Below are 16,654 nucleotides of genomic sequence, written 5' to 3'. Positions count from 1 at the left end.
ATGCAAAAAAAATTAACAACAACGGCCGGCCGGCCGGCACAACAAATCACCTTAATTGCCGTTGTGGCTGCGATATATGCAGCCATTACGTTTGTGATTCAACCCATTGCCTTTGGGCCAGTCCAACTTCGCGCTTCTGAAGGCTTGAATCATTTGGCAGCTTGGAACAAGCGCTATGTGATTGCCTTAGGCATTGGTGTTTTTATTGCTAATTTGGTCTCACCACTTGGCTGGATTGATTGGGTCTTTGGCACATTAGGCACGGTCATTATGACGAGTGTGACTTATCTTTTGGCCCGTCGTGTTACTAACGCGCTGGTTAAAATTATTATCAGTACAGTCGTTGTCTCGACGCTAGGGATGGCGATATTAGCGGCTGAATTTACATTTGCCTTTAATATTGGTGCCAGTGGGGCTTTTCCTTCCGGCGCTAAAGGTGGCCTAATGGCGCAATGGTTGGCTTATTATGTCAGTTTAGTGCCGGGTGAATTGGCGTCACTGATTATTGGTGGTGTGGTGATTTACGCGTTGGGTAAGATTGTGGATTTGAGTAAATAATGATTGACCAAGATTATCAAAACAAGCATATTTTAATGACCGGTGCCGCTTCAGGCATCGGTTTTTCGCAACTGGAAACATATTTAGCGGCGGGTGCTGAAGTCTATGCGTTAGACTTTCAACCCATTCCCTTAGTACATCCGCGCTTAAAAACTTATCAAATTGATTTGCAGGCGCATGATGCGTTGACTAACTTAGTCACCGAACTTACCAGCCGAGTTGCGTTTGATATCTTACTGAACACAGCCGGGGTGCTTGATGACTATCAGCCGTCATTAGCCATTGATTTAGCAGAGTGGCAGCGGGTTCTCGATATGAATTTAACACCTATGTTTATTTTAAGTAATGCTGTTCTACCAGCCATGCTGGCCCGTGGTTATGGGCACATCATTAATATGGCATCCATTGCGGGCTTCTCAGCTGGTGGTGGTGGTGCCGCCTACACAACCAGTAAGCACGCCATTATTGGCTACACCAAACAATTAGCTTTCGATTATGCGCCGCAAGGCTTACATGTCAATGCCATTGCACCGGGTGCGATTGCCACGCCGATGAACGCTGCTGATTTTGCTGGTGAGGGGGCCATGGCCAAACAAGTTGCGGCCCAAACGCCCGCACGGCGTTGGGCGACAGCCCAAGAGGTGGCAGATTTGACGCTTTATTTGACCAGCCCACAAGCCGATTATATTAATGGCGCCGTTTTGCCAATTGATGGTGGCTGGACCCTAGGACATTAAGTCGTGCGTGTCGGTTAGGCTGTGTTATACTGAACCTAATCATGGGGGGAAAATAAAATGTCAATTTTTGAAGAAATTATGGCAGATCCAGAAAATGCTGCCTATACTGAGGCAGGCTGGCAACCCGTTTTTTCGGCACCAGCCACGGCTAAAATTCTAATTATTGGTCAGGCGCCGAGTCAAAAAGTACAAGAAAGCGGGATCATGTGGCAGGATGCTTCGGGTGATCGTTTACGTGATTGGTTGGGGATCGATGAGGCAACATTTTACCAGTCAGGTAAAATTGGCGTGATTCCGATGGATTTTTATTTTCCAGGGAAGGCAACATCAGGCGATAAACCACCGCGGCCGGGCATCGCGGAAAAATGGCATGCGCGCTTATTAGCGCAAATGCCTGACGTTGCCTTAATCATCTTAATTGGCGCCTACGCGCAACGCTATTATTTGAAGCTCAAACCAAGTGAGACCATTACCGCGACCATTCGTGACTATCAACAATTTTTACCACGTTATTTTCCAATTGTTCACCCTTCACCACGCAACAATATTTGGTTAAAAAAGAACCCGTGGTTTGAACAAGAAGTGATACCAGCACTTCAAAAAAATGTCCGTCAAATTTTAGATGAAAAATAAAAGCAGTCACCAAGTGTGATTGCTTTTTGATTGCCAAAATAAATAAAATTCATTTTGACTTTTATTTTTAGAAATATTGCGCTATAATATTCACCAGTGATACTGTGGTATTTATCACAAAGCAATGACAGTTTTGGAGATATGCGGCAGTTATCACAATTCATTTACAGTATGTAGCGTTGCTTCCCGACACGGCTACTCAAAAACAATAGGAGACTTAACATGTCAATGAATGCACTCACCACTTCCGCTAGTACGCGCTGGTCAAATGTTAAATTTGGCCTCCGCGAATTACCGCGACAATTGCGACACACGTTTAGCTTGAGAGAAAATATCCGCGATTTAAAATCCTTAACACGGACTTCTCAAATTATCATGGTACTCATGCTCATCGCAACAGTTGTTGCCTTTATTTTGGGTAAAAATTTTGCTTTTATTGGCTGGGTGAGTTTAGTCACTGGCATTGCGACCGTGATTAATCTGATTTTGGTCGACCAAGGGCGCTTAACGAATTACAGTTGGGGTGTGCTTGGTTGTGCTGTTTGGTTAATCGTTGCCTTAAACAATCATTTAATTGGTGACATTGCCTCACAGTCATTTTATTTTGTGATGCAGTTTGTGGGAATCTCGGTTTGGCATCATAATAAAGGAGCCGATGATGCCGTTCAATCGAAGCGATTGACGCCCAAAAATGCTGCGTTGTACATCATCATGACATTTGTAATTTATGGAATTGTCCTGTATGTTAGTCATTCATTACATGGTGCGCAAATTTATCTGGACGCGACGTTGTTGCCTTTGGGTATTATTGGTCAAGTCCTGATGACTTATGGCTACCGCTCGCAATGGGTAGCTTGGATTGTGCTAGATATCATTAATGTTATTATTTGGACGCGTGCGATGCAAGCTGATCCTTCAGCTGGTGCCACATCAATGTTGGCTTTGCAAATCATGATGCTAATCAATTCATTTTATGGTCAATACATGTGGATGAAAAAATCACAGAAAGCCGAATAAAAAAGCCACCACATTGTGGTGGCTTTTTGATTTAAAAGATGAGCAGCAGACTGCCGATGAGCAAGAAAACGACAAGATAAACGCTATTGAGCCAAGTAAAAGTTTTGAAGAATTGCATGCTTGAGCCATCATGTGCGAACAAATGGTATTGACGTAAGGCAAGCAAGTTGGCAAGCGAGGCAATGAGGGTCCCTAATCCGCCAACAGTCACGCCAAGATACAACCCTGCGACATGGTGTGTAAATTTGGAAAGTAGCACGGCGGCTGGGACATTGCTGATAACTTGGCTACTCAAGACACTGGTGAAGAACGTGTTCAAGGTTGTGCTAGTTGTCGCAGATAGGAGGTGGTGCACAGCAGGCACGCGGCTGATGGCACCAACAATCAGAAAGAAGTTAATAAAAGTCAAAATAATCCCGTAATCGACCTGGGCTAATACCCGCTTGTCCAATAAGCTGGCCGCAAGTAAACTGGCAACCACTGCGGTCCAAACTGGCAAAACAGACAGAATGCCAAGGAGAACGATCACAGTTACGAGGAGCAACCAGCGTACTTTTTTGGCATGAATCTGGATAGTCGTGGTCTGCATATTGGTGATGGGGCGGGCTGGGAATAAACAAGTCACTAGAAACAGACTTGCTAGCCCAATGAGACCCATTGGCAGGGATAAAGCCATAAAAGTTGGCAAGCTCAGATGATAATATGAGACCAAATAAAGGTTTTGGGGATTGCCGAAAGGTGTGATGGCGCTGCCAAGATTAGCATAAATGGTCAATAAGCTAATTGGGACGATTTTTGAGATGTGAACTTGCCGACTGATATTGAAAAAGATCGGAACAAGCGTCAAGATGGCGACATCATTTGTGAAAAGCATGGCACCGACAAATGAAAAGAGCAGCATCACACCAATAATATCACGTGTCGACCGGCATTTGGCCACAATGGTGTTGGCAATATAGGCCAGAATGTGTAGTTGTTCATAAACAGACACAACGATAATCAATGCCAGTAGGGAAAAGATTGTTTTGAGATCAATATCTCCTGGTGCGACATGACCAAATAGTATGGCAATGAGTGCCAGCGCCAAGGTGACAAGAAAAGTCTTGTCCGTATAGATTTTACGCAATACTTGCATCATCAGGTTTCTTTCTATCGTCGCTCAAGGCGGCGTGCGGTTTCAATTCGTACTTATCTATTATACCCGATTCAACCTCGTAAAGGGATGAATCGGCGACCCTCATTAGGCTTGTTGCGATAAAATACGGATCAGTAAATTTTCTTCTGTGGTCAAAATATGATTTTTTCGAAAGGCGACATTGGCGCTAAAAAGTGGTTGGTCGGCATCTAATAGCGGAATTGTGACGATATCTGGGTGTGTTGGGCTGACGATGTTGGTTAAAATAGCCACCCCTAGATTTTCAGCGACTAAGCTCATTAAAAAATAGACATCATTGGTTTTCATGAAGGTTTTTGGTCGAATCCCTGCGTTTTTAGCCAATTGTTTGGTTGCCTGCACATGAATAAAACTCGCATCAAACGAAATGAATTGTTGGGCTTTTAAATCTTTAAAGTAGATGCCTTCCCGATGCTTAGCTAATGGGTTTTCCTGAGACATATAGACATAAAAAGGTGCGGTGGCGAAGGGAAATACTTGTAATTTATCGGTGGTATTTTGCCCGAGCGACCCTAATAAGGCTAAATCAATGTCACCGTTAATCAACGACTGGGTTAACCCATTTGACCCAGCTTCATATATTTGCATGTGGTCAATATCATATTGGCGATCGAAAGCTTTGGTTGCAAGTACGATTTTTGCAAAATAAGCATTTTTAAGAATGGGGGGTAACCCGATCGTTGTCGTGCGGGACTGCAAGTGGGTGATTTCTTGTTGGGCGCTTTCTAATTCATTTAAGATGGATGCGGCATGTTGATAGAGTTGTTCGCCTGCTGGGGTGAAGTGCAAGTCTGATGCAGCGTGGCCACGAATGATGAGTTTGGCTTGGAAATAAGTTTCTAACCGTTTGATGGCACTACTGATGGATGGCTGGCTGATGCCATAATTTTTGGCTACTTTGGTAAAGTTTTTTTCGTGATATAACGTCGTATAATATTTCAAATCATTAATTTGCATGGAAAAATCCTTATATGTTAACGCTCTAAAGGTGTGTTATAAATTTTATTTATGACACAGTCATCATTTGACTATAAACTAAACGGCGCAGTATAGTCAAGTAGTTGTGATATGATAAACAAACATTTGGAGGACTTAAACATGACAACGACTGGCTATGCGGTACTTCGGGACCCATTTTTGAACAAAGGCACAGGCTTTACTTTGGCTGAACGCCAAGCACTGGGTATCACTGGTGCTTTACCAAGCCAAGTGCAAACGATTGATGAACAAGCAGCACAAGCTTATCAACAATTTTTGTCAAAAACGGCACCACTCGAAAAGCGCATTTTCCTGATGAATCTTTTCAATGAAAACGTGACATTGTTCTATCACTTGATGGATGAACACGTTGCTGAATTTATGCCGATTGTTTATGATCCCGTTGTGGCTGATTCAATCGAACAATATAATGAAATTTTTATGAACCCACAAAATGCCGCTTTCTTGTCAGTTGACCGCCCAGAAGATATCCAAGCTTCATTACGCAATGCGGCAGCTGGGCGAGACATTAAGCTCGTGGTCGTGACGGATGCCGAAGGTATTCTTGGTATGGGTGACTGGGGTGTTAACGGGGTTGATATTGCGGTTGGTAAGTTGATGGTCTATACTGCGGCAGCTGGGATTGATCCAGCCAGTGTCTTGCCAGTTAGCATTGATGCCGGTACCAACAACCAAGCATTGCTTGATAATCCGCGTTATTTGGGTAACAAGCATGCGCGGATTGCTGGGGACGACTATTTGGCCTTCATTGATCAATTTGTGACAGCCGAACAGACACTTTTCCCTGAGTCATTATTGCACTGGGAAGACTTTGGTCGTGCCAATGCGCAAGTCATTTTGGATAAGTATAAAGATGAAATTGCGACTTTTAATGATGATATTCAAGGGACAGGCATGATCGTTTTGGCCGGTGTCTTCGGGGCACTTAATATTTCTAAAGAAAAATTAGTTGATCAAACATTTGTGACTTTCGGGGCTGGTACTGCCGGTATGGGAATTGTGAATCAAATCTTTACCGAATTACAACGTGCTGGTTTGTCAGCGGAAGAAGCACGTCAACATTTCTATTTGGTCGACAAGCAAGGATTATTGTTTGAAGATACACCGGATTTGACGGCAGCACAAAAGCCATTTACTCGGCAACGTTCAGAATTTGACAATGCTGCATCATTGACAAGTTTGGCAGCTGTGGTCAAGACTATCCACCCAACAGTCTTGATTGGAACATCAACACAACCAGGCACATTCACAGAAGAAATTGTCAAAGAGATGGCAGCGCATACGCCACGACCAATTATTTTCCCGCTGTCTAACCCAACAAAATTAGCTGAAACAACTGCTGAAAATTTGATCAAATGGACAGATGGCAAAGCCTTGGTATCAACAGGTATCCCAGCCGCTGATGTGGTGTACAAGGGGATCACGTATAAAATTGGGCAAGGGAACAACGCGTTGATTTATCCTGGCCTTGGTTTTGGTTTGGTGGCGTCAACGGCGAAGTTGTTAACACAAGAAACGATTTCAGCGGCGATCCACGCGTTGGGTGGCTTGGTTGATGCGGATGAACCAGGTGCGGCAGTCTTGCCACCTGTCTCAAATTTGACTGCCTTCTCACAGAAAATTGCTGAAGTCACAGCACAAAGTGTCTTAGATCAAGGCTTGAACCGCGAACCAATTGTTGATGCCAAACAAGCGGTGAAAGATGCGAAGTGGTCAGCAGAATATCAAGTAGGAAAATGACATAATGACGCAAAAGCTTTGGGCAACAAAAATCAGTGGTGTTAGTTTGCCACTCTATCTCGTCATGATGTGCATTTTAGCAGTCACCATTGCATGCAATAAGTTGCCGCTGAATATGTTGGGGTTGACTTTGATGCTGGTCTTGCTAGGTCACTTGTTTTACTATATTGGTAACATCTTGCCGATTTTCAAGTCATATCTTGGGGGCGGATCGGTATTTACAATTTTTGCAGCGGCTGCATTAGCTGCAACCGGCCTCATCCCAGCACATGTGGTCGTCGCTACTAAGACATTTTTAAATGACAATGGCCTGTTAGACTTCTATATTGCTGCCTTGATTGTCGGTTCAATTTTGGGGATGAACCGCAACCTCTTGTTAAAAGCTGCAGTTCGGTTTATTCCGGTGTCATTAGCAGCCATGGTGATTGGGTTTTTCGCAGTTGGTTTAATGGGGATCGTATTAGGCGTAGGCTTTGGCCATGCGGTTATGTTTATCTCCATGCCAATGATGGCTGGTGGTATTGGCGCCGGTGCGGTGCCGTTGTCACATATCTATGCACAAGGGTTAAATACAAGTGCTGGTGCGATGTTTTCTCAGATCATTCCTGCTGTGACGCTGGGAAATGTCATGGCTGTGATTGGGGCAGCTTTGATTGCCAAGGTGGGTGCTGATACGAAATATGATGGCCATGGTGTACTCATTCCGATTACAGCAGACGAAAAGTCCAAGCCAGTCACGAATCTAGACGCGACGCGGATTGGCGTTGGTATGATGATTGCCTTTTCATTCTTTTTAGTGGGCACGATTTTAAATGACCTCATGCCAAAAATTCACACCTATGCATTCATCATTATTTTGGTGATTATTTTTAAAGCCTTTAATTGGGTGCCACAATCACTGGAAGACTCGGTGGTGATGTTTAATCAAGTGGTGATGGGCAATTTAACGCATGCCGTGCTTGCTGGGATTGGATTGGCGCTAATTGATTTACATGTTTTGGCACAATCATTAACTTGGAAATTTGCTTTATTGACCTTAACGAGTGTAGTGGTGATGGGGATTGCCAGTGCTTTGATTGGTAAATTGTTTGGTTTGTACCCTGTTGAAGCAGCGATTGCCGCGGGTATGAGTGATAATAGCATGGGCGGCACTGGTAACGTGGCAGTTTTGTCAGCGGCCAATCGGATGGAAATGATTGCTTTTGCACAGATGGGTAATCGGATGGGCGGTGCAATCGTCTTGATTCTGGGTGGCATACTCATTCGTTTCTTGCATTAAACAAGGCTTGCATTTCTCAATTTTTTCGTTATACTTATAAATAGTAAGAAGATAGGAGAAATCATATGACAAAATATGGTGTTGTAGTTGGTTCAATTCGTGAAAATTCATATTCTAAAGGTGTGGCCGATGCGTTAGTTGCTGGTTTACCAGCCGATGCAGAAGTGACCTATTTGAACATTGCGGACTTGCCATTGTATAACCAAGATTTTGATGCCGCTTCACCTGAAGTTTATACGCGTTTCCGTAACGACGTATTGGCACAAGATGCTTTCATTTTCGTGACGCCTGAACATAACCGCAGTATTCCAGCTGCGCTAAAAAATGCATTGGATGTCGCCTCACGTCCTTGGGGTCAAAACGTCTGGCAAGGTAAGCCAGCATTGGTTGCTTCACAATCAATTTCTGGCATTGCCGGTGTCCTAGCACACCATGTGTTGCGTCAAACATTGGTATTTTTAGACATGCCAACGATGCAACAACCTGAACTTTACATTGGTAATGTTGGCACATTAGCTGATGAAGCAGGTCAAATTACAAACGTTGATACACAAGCCTTTCTTGCCGATGCCGCACAAAAGTTTGTTGCCTTTGCAGATAAGTTTGTCTCATGATTTTCATTACTGACTTAGTCGCCACCATTGTGTGGCGATTTTTTTTTACGAGATTGTGAAAAAATACGGCACATGAAACGCCGCTGGCTGGTAAAAGTGCTATAATGAAGCCGAGGATGCTGAATCCACAAAATAATTTCAAGGAAAAAGGAGCAATGTAATGAAAGCAGCAGTATGGCATGGTGTGAAGGATGTACGTGTTGAAGATGTTGAATTGAAGCCTTTAAAGTCTGATGAAGTTGTGGTGCGGGTCGCCTATGCAGGTATTTGTGGGAGTGATTTGCATGAATATCTCGAAGGCCCTGTATTTATTCCAGTCGAGCAGCCGGATGATTTGACTGGTGGGCAAGCCCCATTAACCATGGGACATGAATTTTCCGGTGTGGTTGAAAGCGTGGGTTCAGATGTGACCCGCTTTAAAGTGGGTGATCATGTTTCCGTGAACCCCACAGTGACAAAAGGTCAAGTACCTGATGATGTCGATGTATATGATGGTTATAGCTTTATTGGCTTGAGCACGGATGGTGGTTTTACTTCCCGAGTCAATGTACCAGAAGAGAATTTGTATCACTTACCTGAAGATTTCTCACTTGAATTAGCGGCTACCATTGAGCCAACAGCAGTTGCCGTTCAGGCGGTGAAAGAAGGGGGCTTGCGCTTTGGCGAAAAGGTTGTCATTTTTGGTGCCGGCCCAATCGGTGTGTTGGTTGCCGCAGCTGCCAAAGCCGCTGGCGCAACAAAGATTGTTGCCGTGGACCTGTCTGAAGTCCGCTTGAAGAAGGCGTTAGAAATGGGTGCAACCGATGTGGTGAATTCAGGTGAGGTCGCCGACACGATCGCGGCTATCCATGATATTATTCCTGGCGGCGCCGATGTGTCGTTTGAAGTTGCCGGCGTACAGCCAACTTTTGAACAAGCTATTGATGCTACACGCCCTCGCGGCACCATGGTGATCGTGTCGATTTTTGCCAAGCCAATTAGTTTTGACCCAATGCAATTAATGAATGCAGGGGTTAAATTAACAACCACGATTGCTTATTCAAAAGAAACATTCCAACAGACTGTTGATTTGGTCAGCCAAGGTAAAATTGATGTTGCGCCAATAATCACGGATATGATAGCGCTGGATAATATTGTCACAGACGGCTTTGAATCCTTGACATCGGACAAATCACAAGCCAAAATTTTGGTGAACTTAAAGGATGAAGCCTAGGCGATTTTGGCCGATGCGGAGGTACTCATGGCAGAAAATGTATACCAATTTAACGCAATGACTGAAGACGGTCAGCAGTATACACTGGGTGATTATGCTGGGCGGCCGATGGTGATTGTTAATACTGCGACAAAGTGTGGCTTTGCACCACAATTTGAAGCCTTGGAAGCCATTTATCAGGCGTATCAAGCGCAAGGCTTAATTGTGCTGGGTTTTCCGTCGAATCAATTTAAGCAGGAGTTGTCATCGGCAGAAGACGCCGCAGCAGCGTGTCGCTTAACGTACGGGGTAACCTTTCCAATGCACCAATTAATTGCAGTCAACGGTAAACAAACTGACCCATTGTTTATTTATCTTAAAGATCATGCAAAAAATGCCTTAGGTACACGTATCAAGTGGAATTTTACTAAGTTTTTGGTTAATCGCGAGGGAGAAGTCGTGAAACGTTTTTCGCCCGCCACAAAACCGGAAGCGATGATACCTGACATTGAAAAAATGCTCGTTTAAAAAATACAATTGTGATATACTATAAGCATGCTAGGGGCGCCAAAATGGCTGAGATGAACCCTTTGAACCTGAACTAGTTAATACTAGCGTAGGAAAGCGGTGCTAAAACAAATCATGCTGATTTTAGGTGCTTTTTCCATCGGAAAAGGCACCTTTTTATTTGGTTGTTTTGGTGCAAAATTAGGGGGGTTAGATGATGTAACGGGGAAGTCGTTTAAATTGTTGTTTCGCTAGGGGCGCCAAGTATGGCTGAGAAGCACCCTCTGAACCTGAACTAGTTAACACTAGCGTAGGAAAGTGAGTTATTTTGGTAGTGATACCAAAAAAGTCCTTTTGCGCGCAAAAGGACTTTTTTTAATGGAAGGAAAGTTATATGTTTTCAAAAAAACAACGCTTGCTATCGCACGGCATAGCAGGGTTGCAACACGTTTTCGTCTCTAATGTTTGGTTAGATCCAATCTATGTTGCCGCGGCGGCCGGCTTATCTTTGAATATGTCTGTTAACTTAGTGAATACGATTTTTATCGTCTCTGGCATTGTGACGTTAACACAAGTCACAAAGCTTGTGCGATTACCGATTATTCAAGGGCCTTCAGCGGCCTTTGATGCCTTAATGATTGGCGCGGGGAAAAGTGGCCAACTGGCAGCTGCGAGCGGCTCGATTTTAATCAGTGCGCTGCTTGTATTTCTATTGTCGATTACAGGTCTGATGTCTAAAATTCTCAAATTTTTGACCCCAACGATTATCGGTACCCTGATATTTTTGGTCGGCGTGTCACTATCAAGCTTCACATTATCGGAATTTTTGGGTGGTTATCCAGGGGATAAAGGTTTTGCTGCGCCACAGACCTTGCTGTTGGCCATTGTCACAACGGGCATTGTGCTTGGTTTATCATTATTTGCTCGTGGCCATTTGAAGCGTTTTGCGTTCTTAATTGCGTTGGTCATTGGTGACGGCTTGGCGATTTTTTTGGGTCAGGTGAATTTTTCACTTCTTGCCACCAAGCCATGGTTTGGTTTGCCACATCTACTCCCTTATGGCCAGTTGCGCTTTAATTGGGTAGTCTTCAGTGCTTTTTTTGTTGCCTATTTGGTTGCGGTGGTGGAAGCGGTTGGTGTGTATGAAGCGGCGGGTGATGCCATGGGCGAAACGATTGCTCCTAAGCGCGTTCAAAATGGCTTATTAGGGGAAGCTGTTGGGTCAATGTTTTCAAGTTTGTTTGGTGGTTTTCCAACAACTGCTTATGCGCAAAATGTAGGGGTTTTGAATTTGTCGCAAAACACGTCACGTATGCCGGTGTTGTTTGCCGGCACCGCGTTTATCATTTTTGGATTTGTACCAAAGATTGGCGCATTATTAGCATTGACACCTAGTCCGGTTATCGGTGGGATATTCTTACCAGCGGCGACAACATTACTCATGACAGGGTTAAAAATGTTAAACCAGGCGGATAATACTCAGGCGAATCAAATCATCAGTGGTCTATCAATTGTCCTGGCCATTGCATTACCAGCATACGCCTCAGGGTGGCACGGTGTGTTAGGCCAATTGCTCTCAAATACCATTTTAATTGGGGCTATTGCCGCAATCAGTTTGCATATTGGATTAAATCTCATCCCAAAATATCTTCGGAAGGTGCAACAAACAAATGACCCAGCCAAAAAATAGCTTACCCGACCGGATTATCTCATTTATCAAATCGGATCAATCTTCACAAGAGGAATTGGAAGTGGCATTTAATCAACTTGCCTGTGATATTTTTGCCTATCAATTTGCTAAAAATCAGCCCTATCGGCTGTTAGCTCAACAACAACGACGAACGCCAATGACAACAAAGCACTGGCAAGACGTGCCGCGTATGCCAATTCAAGCATTTAAGCAGATGACACTATCAACTGAGGATATTTCACAGTCTGCTGATATTTTTTATTCGAGTGGGACGACCGACCCTGTGCACAAAAGTCAACATTATTTAAGCCGGTTAGATGTATGGGAAACGGCTATGAAACAAGGTTTTAAGCAATATGTCATGGGAAAGCGGCAAAAAATCACGATTTTATCACTTTTTCCAGATCAAGTGGCGAATCCACATTCTTCTTTGTCTCGTTATATCAATACAGCGATTGCTACATTTGGCACGCCAGACAGCCAGGTGTTATTTAGAGACGGCGCAATTGCGATGGCAGCGCTAAAAGGTGCACTAGATCACGCGCGCACGATGAATCAGCCAGTTCTGCTTATTGGCGCTTCATTTTCGTATGTTCATTTGCTAGATGCACTGGCCACTTCAGATCAGCGTTACCCTTTGCCTGAGGGGAGTATTGTGTTTGATACCGGTGGTTTCAAAGGTCAGGCCAGAACAATCAGTATGACAACATTGTATACGCAACTTTCTGAATTTTTTAACGTCCCGCGCGCATATTATCAACATGTTTGGGATGACAGAAATTAGTTCGCAATGTTATGACGGCAATTTGCTGCTTGACAATGACGAGCAACCGTTCACCTTTGATAAAGTTGTGCCGGCATGGGTCCGAATTCAGATTCTTGATGCCACCGATTTGAAGCCGGTGACAAAAGGGGAGCCAGGAATCTTGGCTTACTATGATTTAGCTAACTGGGATACGTGTTTGGCTATTTTAACCGAGGATCTTGCCGTAGAAACCGACGTTGGCTTTCAATTGATTGGTCGTGTGAGCGGCACGGCGGCACGCGGCTGTTCGATTGCGGTAGACGAACTAATGAAGAGTCAAGCATTGGGCGAGAGGTCGTGAGCATGAGTCAGAAAAATGGTAGCGTGATTGATGTTTTTGTGGCGCCAAAGACATTTGCGTTTGAAAAATACACAGAAAAGGTTTTGCAAACGCCGGACGGGGCCATTCAATTGCGCTATCCAGATGCCACACCGCAAGAAATCGTGGCATTGGCTGAAGCACTTAAAAGCAAGCGAGCGACGTACCTCAACCAATTGAGTGTTCGAGAAATTGTGAGAACGATTGGTTTAGCTGCCGAGAAATGGACAGATCCACATTACCATTATCGACAGGTAGCGGAAAAATATTTGCCATTAATGACAGGGTACGACGCCACGCAAACGACACTCGAATTGAAGCAATACATGCGTTTATTTCGTGAAAAAGAGCTTTTACGATTTGTGAATTCTGAATTGGCAAATACTGGCATGGCCATGGACGAGTTTCAACCAAACCTATCAGGAGGATTTTCCAAATTTTATGGGCCAGATTTACTTTTCCAAATTTTTTCTGGCAATGTGCCAGGGGTTCAAATTTGGACGCTGATTATGGGGTTGCTGGTGAAATCCGCCATCATTGGTAAAACGTCGTTTGCAGAACCATTAATGCCGGTTTTGTTCGTAAAAACCTTGGCTGATGTCGACCCAAGGCTCGCTGATGTTTTAGCCATCTTGCCCTGGTCAAGTCAAGAAGTCACGCTAACGAAAACAGCCATTCAACACGCTGAAACAGTGATTGTGTCTGGGAGTGAGCAAACCGTGACGGCAGTAAGAGACTTTGTACCGGCGACTAAACAATTGATTCGTTATGGGTACAAGATTGGCGTGGCATTGGTGGGTCGCATTGCTTTAACGGCCGACTATTATCGCCAAACAGCGGAAAAATTAGTGAGCGATTTAGGTGTTTATGATCAACAGGCCTGTTTAGCACCACAATCTGTTTATATCGAACGCGGTGGTCAGCTATCACCAGGTGAATTTGCAAGTGTCATGGCTACTGCTTTGGATAATTATCAACATCAATATCGACAAGCAACTTTACAACCAGCGGAAAAATTAGCAATTAATAAACTACGCCAAAATGCATTATCTGAAATGATCAACAACCAAACGACGCAAATGTTTTCAAGTCGTGAGGATTTAACTTGGACTGTCGTCTATCATGACACGCCAGACTTTCAAGCAAGTCCCCTTAATCGCACGGTGCACGTCTATGCCGTTGATCGTTTGGCTGATGTGCCAAATTACATTGCACCATTTAAGCCTTATCTACAAACGGCAGGCCTGGCCGTTGCCCCGCAAGCGTTAATGACCCTTGCGCGTCAATTAGGCGAAGTTGGGATTACCAGGTTATGTGCGCTTGGCGAGATGAATCATGTTTCGGCGGCGTGGCATCATGATGGCGGTTTTAACTTATTGGATTTATTACGTGTCGTGGATATTGAAGCTAATTTGGATCAATATGTCGAACGCTTTGATGAGGATGTGGAATAAGCTATGTTATTAGATCATAAAGTTGCACTTGTGACTGGCGCGAGCCGTGGTATTGGCGCGGCTATTGCAAAAGGTCTGGCGCAGCAAGGTGCAATTGTCATTGTGAATTACTTAAAAAATCACGAAAAAGCAAACGCCATCGTGGCTGACATTACTGCATCTGGTGGGCAAGCCGTGGCAATACCGTGTGATGTCCGAAGTGACGCTGCCATACAAGCAATGATAACTGAGGTGCTAAATAATTTTGGTGCGATTGATATTTTGGTGAATAATGCCTTCGCGCCTTTTGTATTTGACCCAAAACATCGACGACTTTTTGGCGACACAACCTGGGCAGATTTTCAAGCGCAAATTGACGGTAGTTTGAAAGCGAGTCATTATCTGACGCAAGCACTTTTGCCTGCCTTTAAACGACAACAATATGGCCGTGTGATCAATATTACGACTAATTTGACCCAAAATCCGGTGATCCCATACCATGATTATATTGCTGCAAAATCGGCTGTTTTGGGCTGGACGCGTTCTGCTGCCGTGGAATTGGGGGCTTATGGTATTCGAGTCAATGCCATTGCACCAGGACTGACATACCCGACAGATGCCAGTCGCACAACGCATCGAGATGTTCGCGAAGCAATTATTGCGCAAACGCCCACCGGTCGGTTGACGAAACCAGCTGATATTGCTGGTGCAGCAGTGTTTTTGGCATCGGCGTTAGCGGATAATATTACTGGGCAATGTCTGTTTGTTGATGGTGGTTTGACGATGAATTAAGACAAATTTATTTTGACAAATAGCCAAGCTGAATCTATAATAAACAAGTAATGAAAACGGTTACAGAAAATGAAAATGGATGGGGTATTAAAATGGCAGAGCAACAGGTAATGTTTGGCACCTATACGCGACGTGGCTCAGAAGGGGTCTATACGGCCTCACTTGATTTGGAGAAGGGGCAATTACATGATGCCAAATTATTGTTTCCAATTGGTTCACCGACCTACACTGTCTTAAGTCAGGCTGGTTTTCTATATGCTGTGGCACGCCAGGATGGTCAGGGACCAACTGGTGGTGAAGGCGGGTTTGCGGTGTATGATTTTAAGCATCCTGATGCACCAAAGCAGATTCAAACTTGGTTGACACCAGATGCCTCAGAGGCCTATTTGGCCATTGACGAGAAGCGCCAATTACTGCTGGCGGCTAATTATCATCTGTCAACATTAACTGTTTTTAAAATCCATGCAGACGGGACCGTCACACAGACAGATCAGTATTTGGCGCAGGGTCAAGGCCCCCGCCCAGAACAAAATAAAGCCCATGTCCACTTTGCGAATTTGACCCCAGATGGTCGTGTAGACATTGTGGATTTGGGTTCAGATTTAGTTACAGTCTTTGATTTATCAGATGCAGGGGCGTTAACCTTAGCTGGCACCTATCAGACTGGCACCGGCTATGGTCCAAGACATTTACGTTTTAACCCAGCGCATCCGGAGTATGTCTACGTTTTGGGAGAATTGTCCTCTTTAATTTCTGTTGTGAAGTATGACGCAGCGACCGCGGAGATGGTCTTGGAAAAGACCTACCCAACCATTCCAAATGAGTGGACAGCCCATAACGGGTCGGCTGCCATTCGTGTCTCTGACGATGGCCGATTTGTTTATGTCTCCAATCGTGGACATAACTCGCTGGCAGTATTTGCGGTAAGTGATGATGGTAGCCGTCTGACACAAATCCAATCAGTGCCAACGCAAGGTGAGTTCCCGCGTGACTTTAATATTGCGCCATCGGGACGTTATGTCGTCGTCGCTAACCAAAATACGGATAATGTGACTGTATTTGCGCGAGACGAAAAAACGGGTCTGCTAACCGAAACACAAAAAGACTTTTCAGTGCCTGAAGCCGTTCGGGTGATGTTTTATTAATACAAAACAGCCGTTGAGGC

At 44.4% G+C, this 16,654-nt stretch carries 17 protein-coding genes and 2 riboswitches; of the genes, 15 read left to right on the top strand and 2 right to left on the bottom strand.

Annotated features, from left to right (window positions below):
- The 4 genes from HF966_RS06365 to pnuC all read left to right on the top strand — a co-directional run bounded on the left by HF966_RS06365 (position 1) and on the right by pnuC (position 2,945).
- Complete coding sequence (locus tag HF966_RS06365) at positions 1-558, top strand: QueT transporter family protein (RefSeq protein ID WP_168677214.1); 558 nt, start codon at positions 1-3, stop codon at positions 556-558.
- Positions 558-1,295 carry a 3-oxoacyl-ACP reductase gene (locus HF966_RS06360; protein ID WP_168677212.1) on the top strand — a complete coding sequence of 246 codons (738 nt, stop codon included), beginning with the start codon at positions 558-560 and terminating at the stop codon, positions 1,293-1,295. The genes HF966_RS06365 and HF966_RS06360 overlap by 1 nt, the downstream gene beginning before the upstream one ends.
- A gap of 57 nt (positions 1,296-1,352) precedes the next feature.
- Positions 1,353-1,928, top strand: a complete 576-nt coding sequence (locus HF966_RS06355; RefSeq protein WP_168677211.1) for a uracil-DNA glycosylase family protein — start codon at positions 1,353-1,355, stop codon at positions 1,926-1,928.
- Positions 1,929-2,156: 228 nt separating this feature from the next.
- Positions 2,157-2,945: a nicotinamide riboside transporter PnuC gene (gene pnuC, locus HF966_RS06350; protein WP_168677316.1), complete on the top strand. Its 789-nt coding sequence runs from the start codon at positions 2,157-2,159 to the stop codon at positions 2,943-2,945.
- Between the two features lie 31 nt (positions 2,946-2,976).
- Here the strand turns inward: pnuC and HF966_RS06345 are convergent, their stop codons facing one another.
- Together HF966_RS06345 and HF966_RS06340 are read right to left on the bottom strand one after the other, a co-directional pair.
- Entirely contained in the window at positions 2,977-4,083 is a 1,107-nt protein-coding gene (locus HF966_RS06345; RefSeq protein ID WP_168677209.1) for an SLC13 family permease, read from the bottom strand.
- A 102-nt stretch (positions 4,084-4,185) separates the two neighbouring features.
- Entirely contained in the window at positions 4,186-5,076 is an 891-nt protein-coding gene (locus HF966_RS06340; RefSeq protein WP_168677207.1) for a LysR family transcriptional regulator, read from the bottom strand.
- 111 nt (positions 5,077-5,187) lie between these two features.
- On the opposite strand from HF966_RS06340, the gene HF966_RS06335 reads away from it, so the two are divergent.
- The 11 genes from HF966_RS06335 to HF966_RS06290 all read left to right on the top strand — a co-directional run bounded on the left by HF966_RS06335 (position 5,188) and on the right by HF966_RS06290 (position 16,634).
- Entirely contained in the window at positions 5,188-6,858 is a 1,671-nt protein-coding gene (locus tag HF966_RS06335) for a malolactic enzyme (protein WP_168677205.1), read from the top strand.
- Positions 6,859-6,862: 4 nt separating this feature from the next.
- Positions 6,863-8,137, top strand: a complete 1,275-nt coding sequence (locus tag HF966_RS06330) for a 2-hydroxycarboxylate transporter family protein (RefSeq protein ID WP_168677204.1) — start codon at positions 6,863-6,865, stop codon at positions 8,135-8,137.
- 65 nt (positions 8,138-8,202) lie between these two features.
- Positions 8,203-8,751, top strand: coding sequence for an NADPH-dependent FMN reductase (locus HF966_RS06325; protein WP_168677202.1), 549 nt, complete (start codon positions 8,203-8,205; stop codon positions 8,749-8,751).
- Positions 8,752-8,911: 160 nt separating this feature from the next.
- Complete coding sequence (locus tag HF966_RS06320; RefSeq protein ID WP_168677201.1) at positions 8,912-9,964, top strand: 2,3-butanediol dehydrogenase; 1,053 nt, start codon at positions 8,912-8,914, stop codon at positions 9,962-9,964.
- A 27-nt stretch (positions 9,965-9,991) separates the two neighbouring features.
- Positions 9,992-10,471, top strand: coding sequence for a glutathione peroxidase (locus HF966_RS06315; RefSeq protein WP_168677200.1), 480 nt, complete (start codon positions 9,992-9,994; stop codon positions 10,469-10,471).
- A 22-nt stretch (positions 10,472-10,493) separates the two neighbouring features.
- Positions 10,494-10,583, top strand: a riboswitch (TPP riboswitch).
- A 110-nt stretch (positions 10,584-10,693) separates the two neighbouring features.
- Positions 10,694-10,784, top strand: a riboswitch (TPP riboswitch).
- 60 nt (positions 10,785-10,844) lie between these two features.
- Entirely contained in the window at positions 10,845-12,140 is a 1,296-nt protein-coding gene (locus HF966_RS06310) for a solute carrier family 23 protein (RefSeq protein ID WP_168677198.1), read from the top strand.
- Positions 12,121-12,924: a LuxE/PaaK family acyltransferase gene (locus tag HF966_RS06305; protein ID WP_246586674.1), complete on the top strand. Its 804-nt coding sequence runs from the start codon at positions 12,121-12,123 to the stop codon at positions 12,922-12,924. Before HF966_RS06310 ends, HF966_RS06305 begins: the two co-directional genes overlap by 20 nt.
- Complete coding sequence (locus HF966_RS08895; protein ID WP_246586676.1) at positions 12,911-13,246, top strand: LuxE/PaaK family acyltransferase; 336 nt, start codon at positions 12,911-12,913, stop codon at positions 13,244-13,246. The genes HF966_RS06305 and HF966_RS08895 overlap by 14 nt, the downstream gene beginning before the upstream one ends.
- A 2-nt stretch (positions 13,247-13,248) precedes the next feature.
- Positions 13,249-14,718, top strand: coding sequence for an acyl-CoA reductase (locus tag HF966_RS06300; RefSeq protein ID WP_168677196.1), 1,470 nt, complete (start codon positions 13,249-13,251; stop codon positions 14,716-14,718).
- A gap of 3 nt (positions 14,719-14,721) precedes the next feature.
- Positions 14,722-15,489 (top strand): SDR family oxidoreductase, encoded by a 768-nt coding sequence (locus HF966_RS06295; RefSeq protein ID WP_168677195.1) that lies wholly within the window; start codon positions 14,722-14,724, stop codon positions 15,487-15,489.
- A gap of 92 nt (positions 15,490-15,581) precedes the next feature.
- Entirely contained in the window at positions 15,582-16,634 is a 1,053-nt protein-coding gene (locus tag HF966_RS06290; protein ID WP_168677194.1) for a lactonase family protein, read from the top strand.
- The last annotated feature ends 20 nt before the right edge of the window (positions 16,635-16,654 follow it).

This window comes from Leuconostoc holzapfelii (genome assembly GCF_012396485.1).
In the GTDB taxonomy this organism is placed as follows: domain Bacteria; phylum Bacillota; class Bacilli; order Lactobacillales; family Lactobacillaceae; genus Leuconostoc; species Leuconostoc holzapfelii.
Note: the sequence above shows the minus strand (reverse complement) of the source record. Positions and strands in the feature narration are given on the sequence as shown.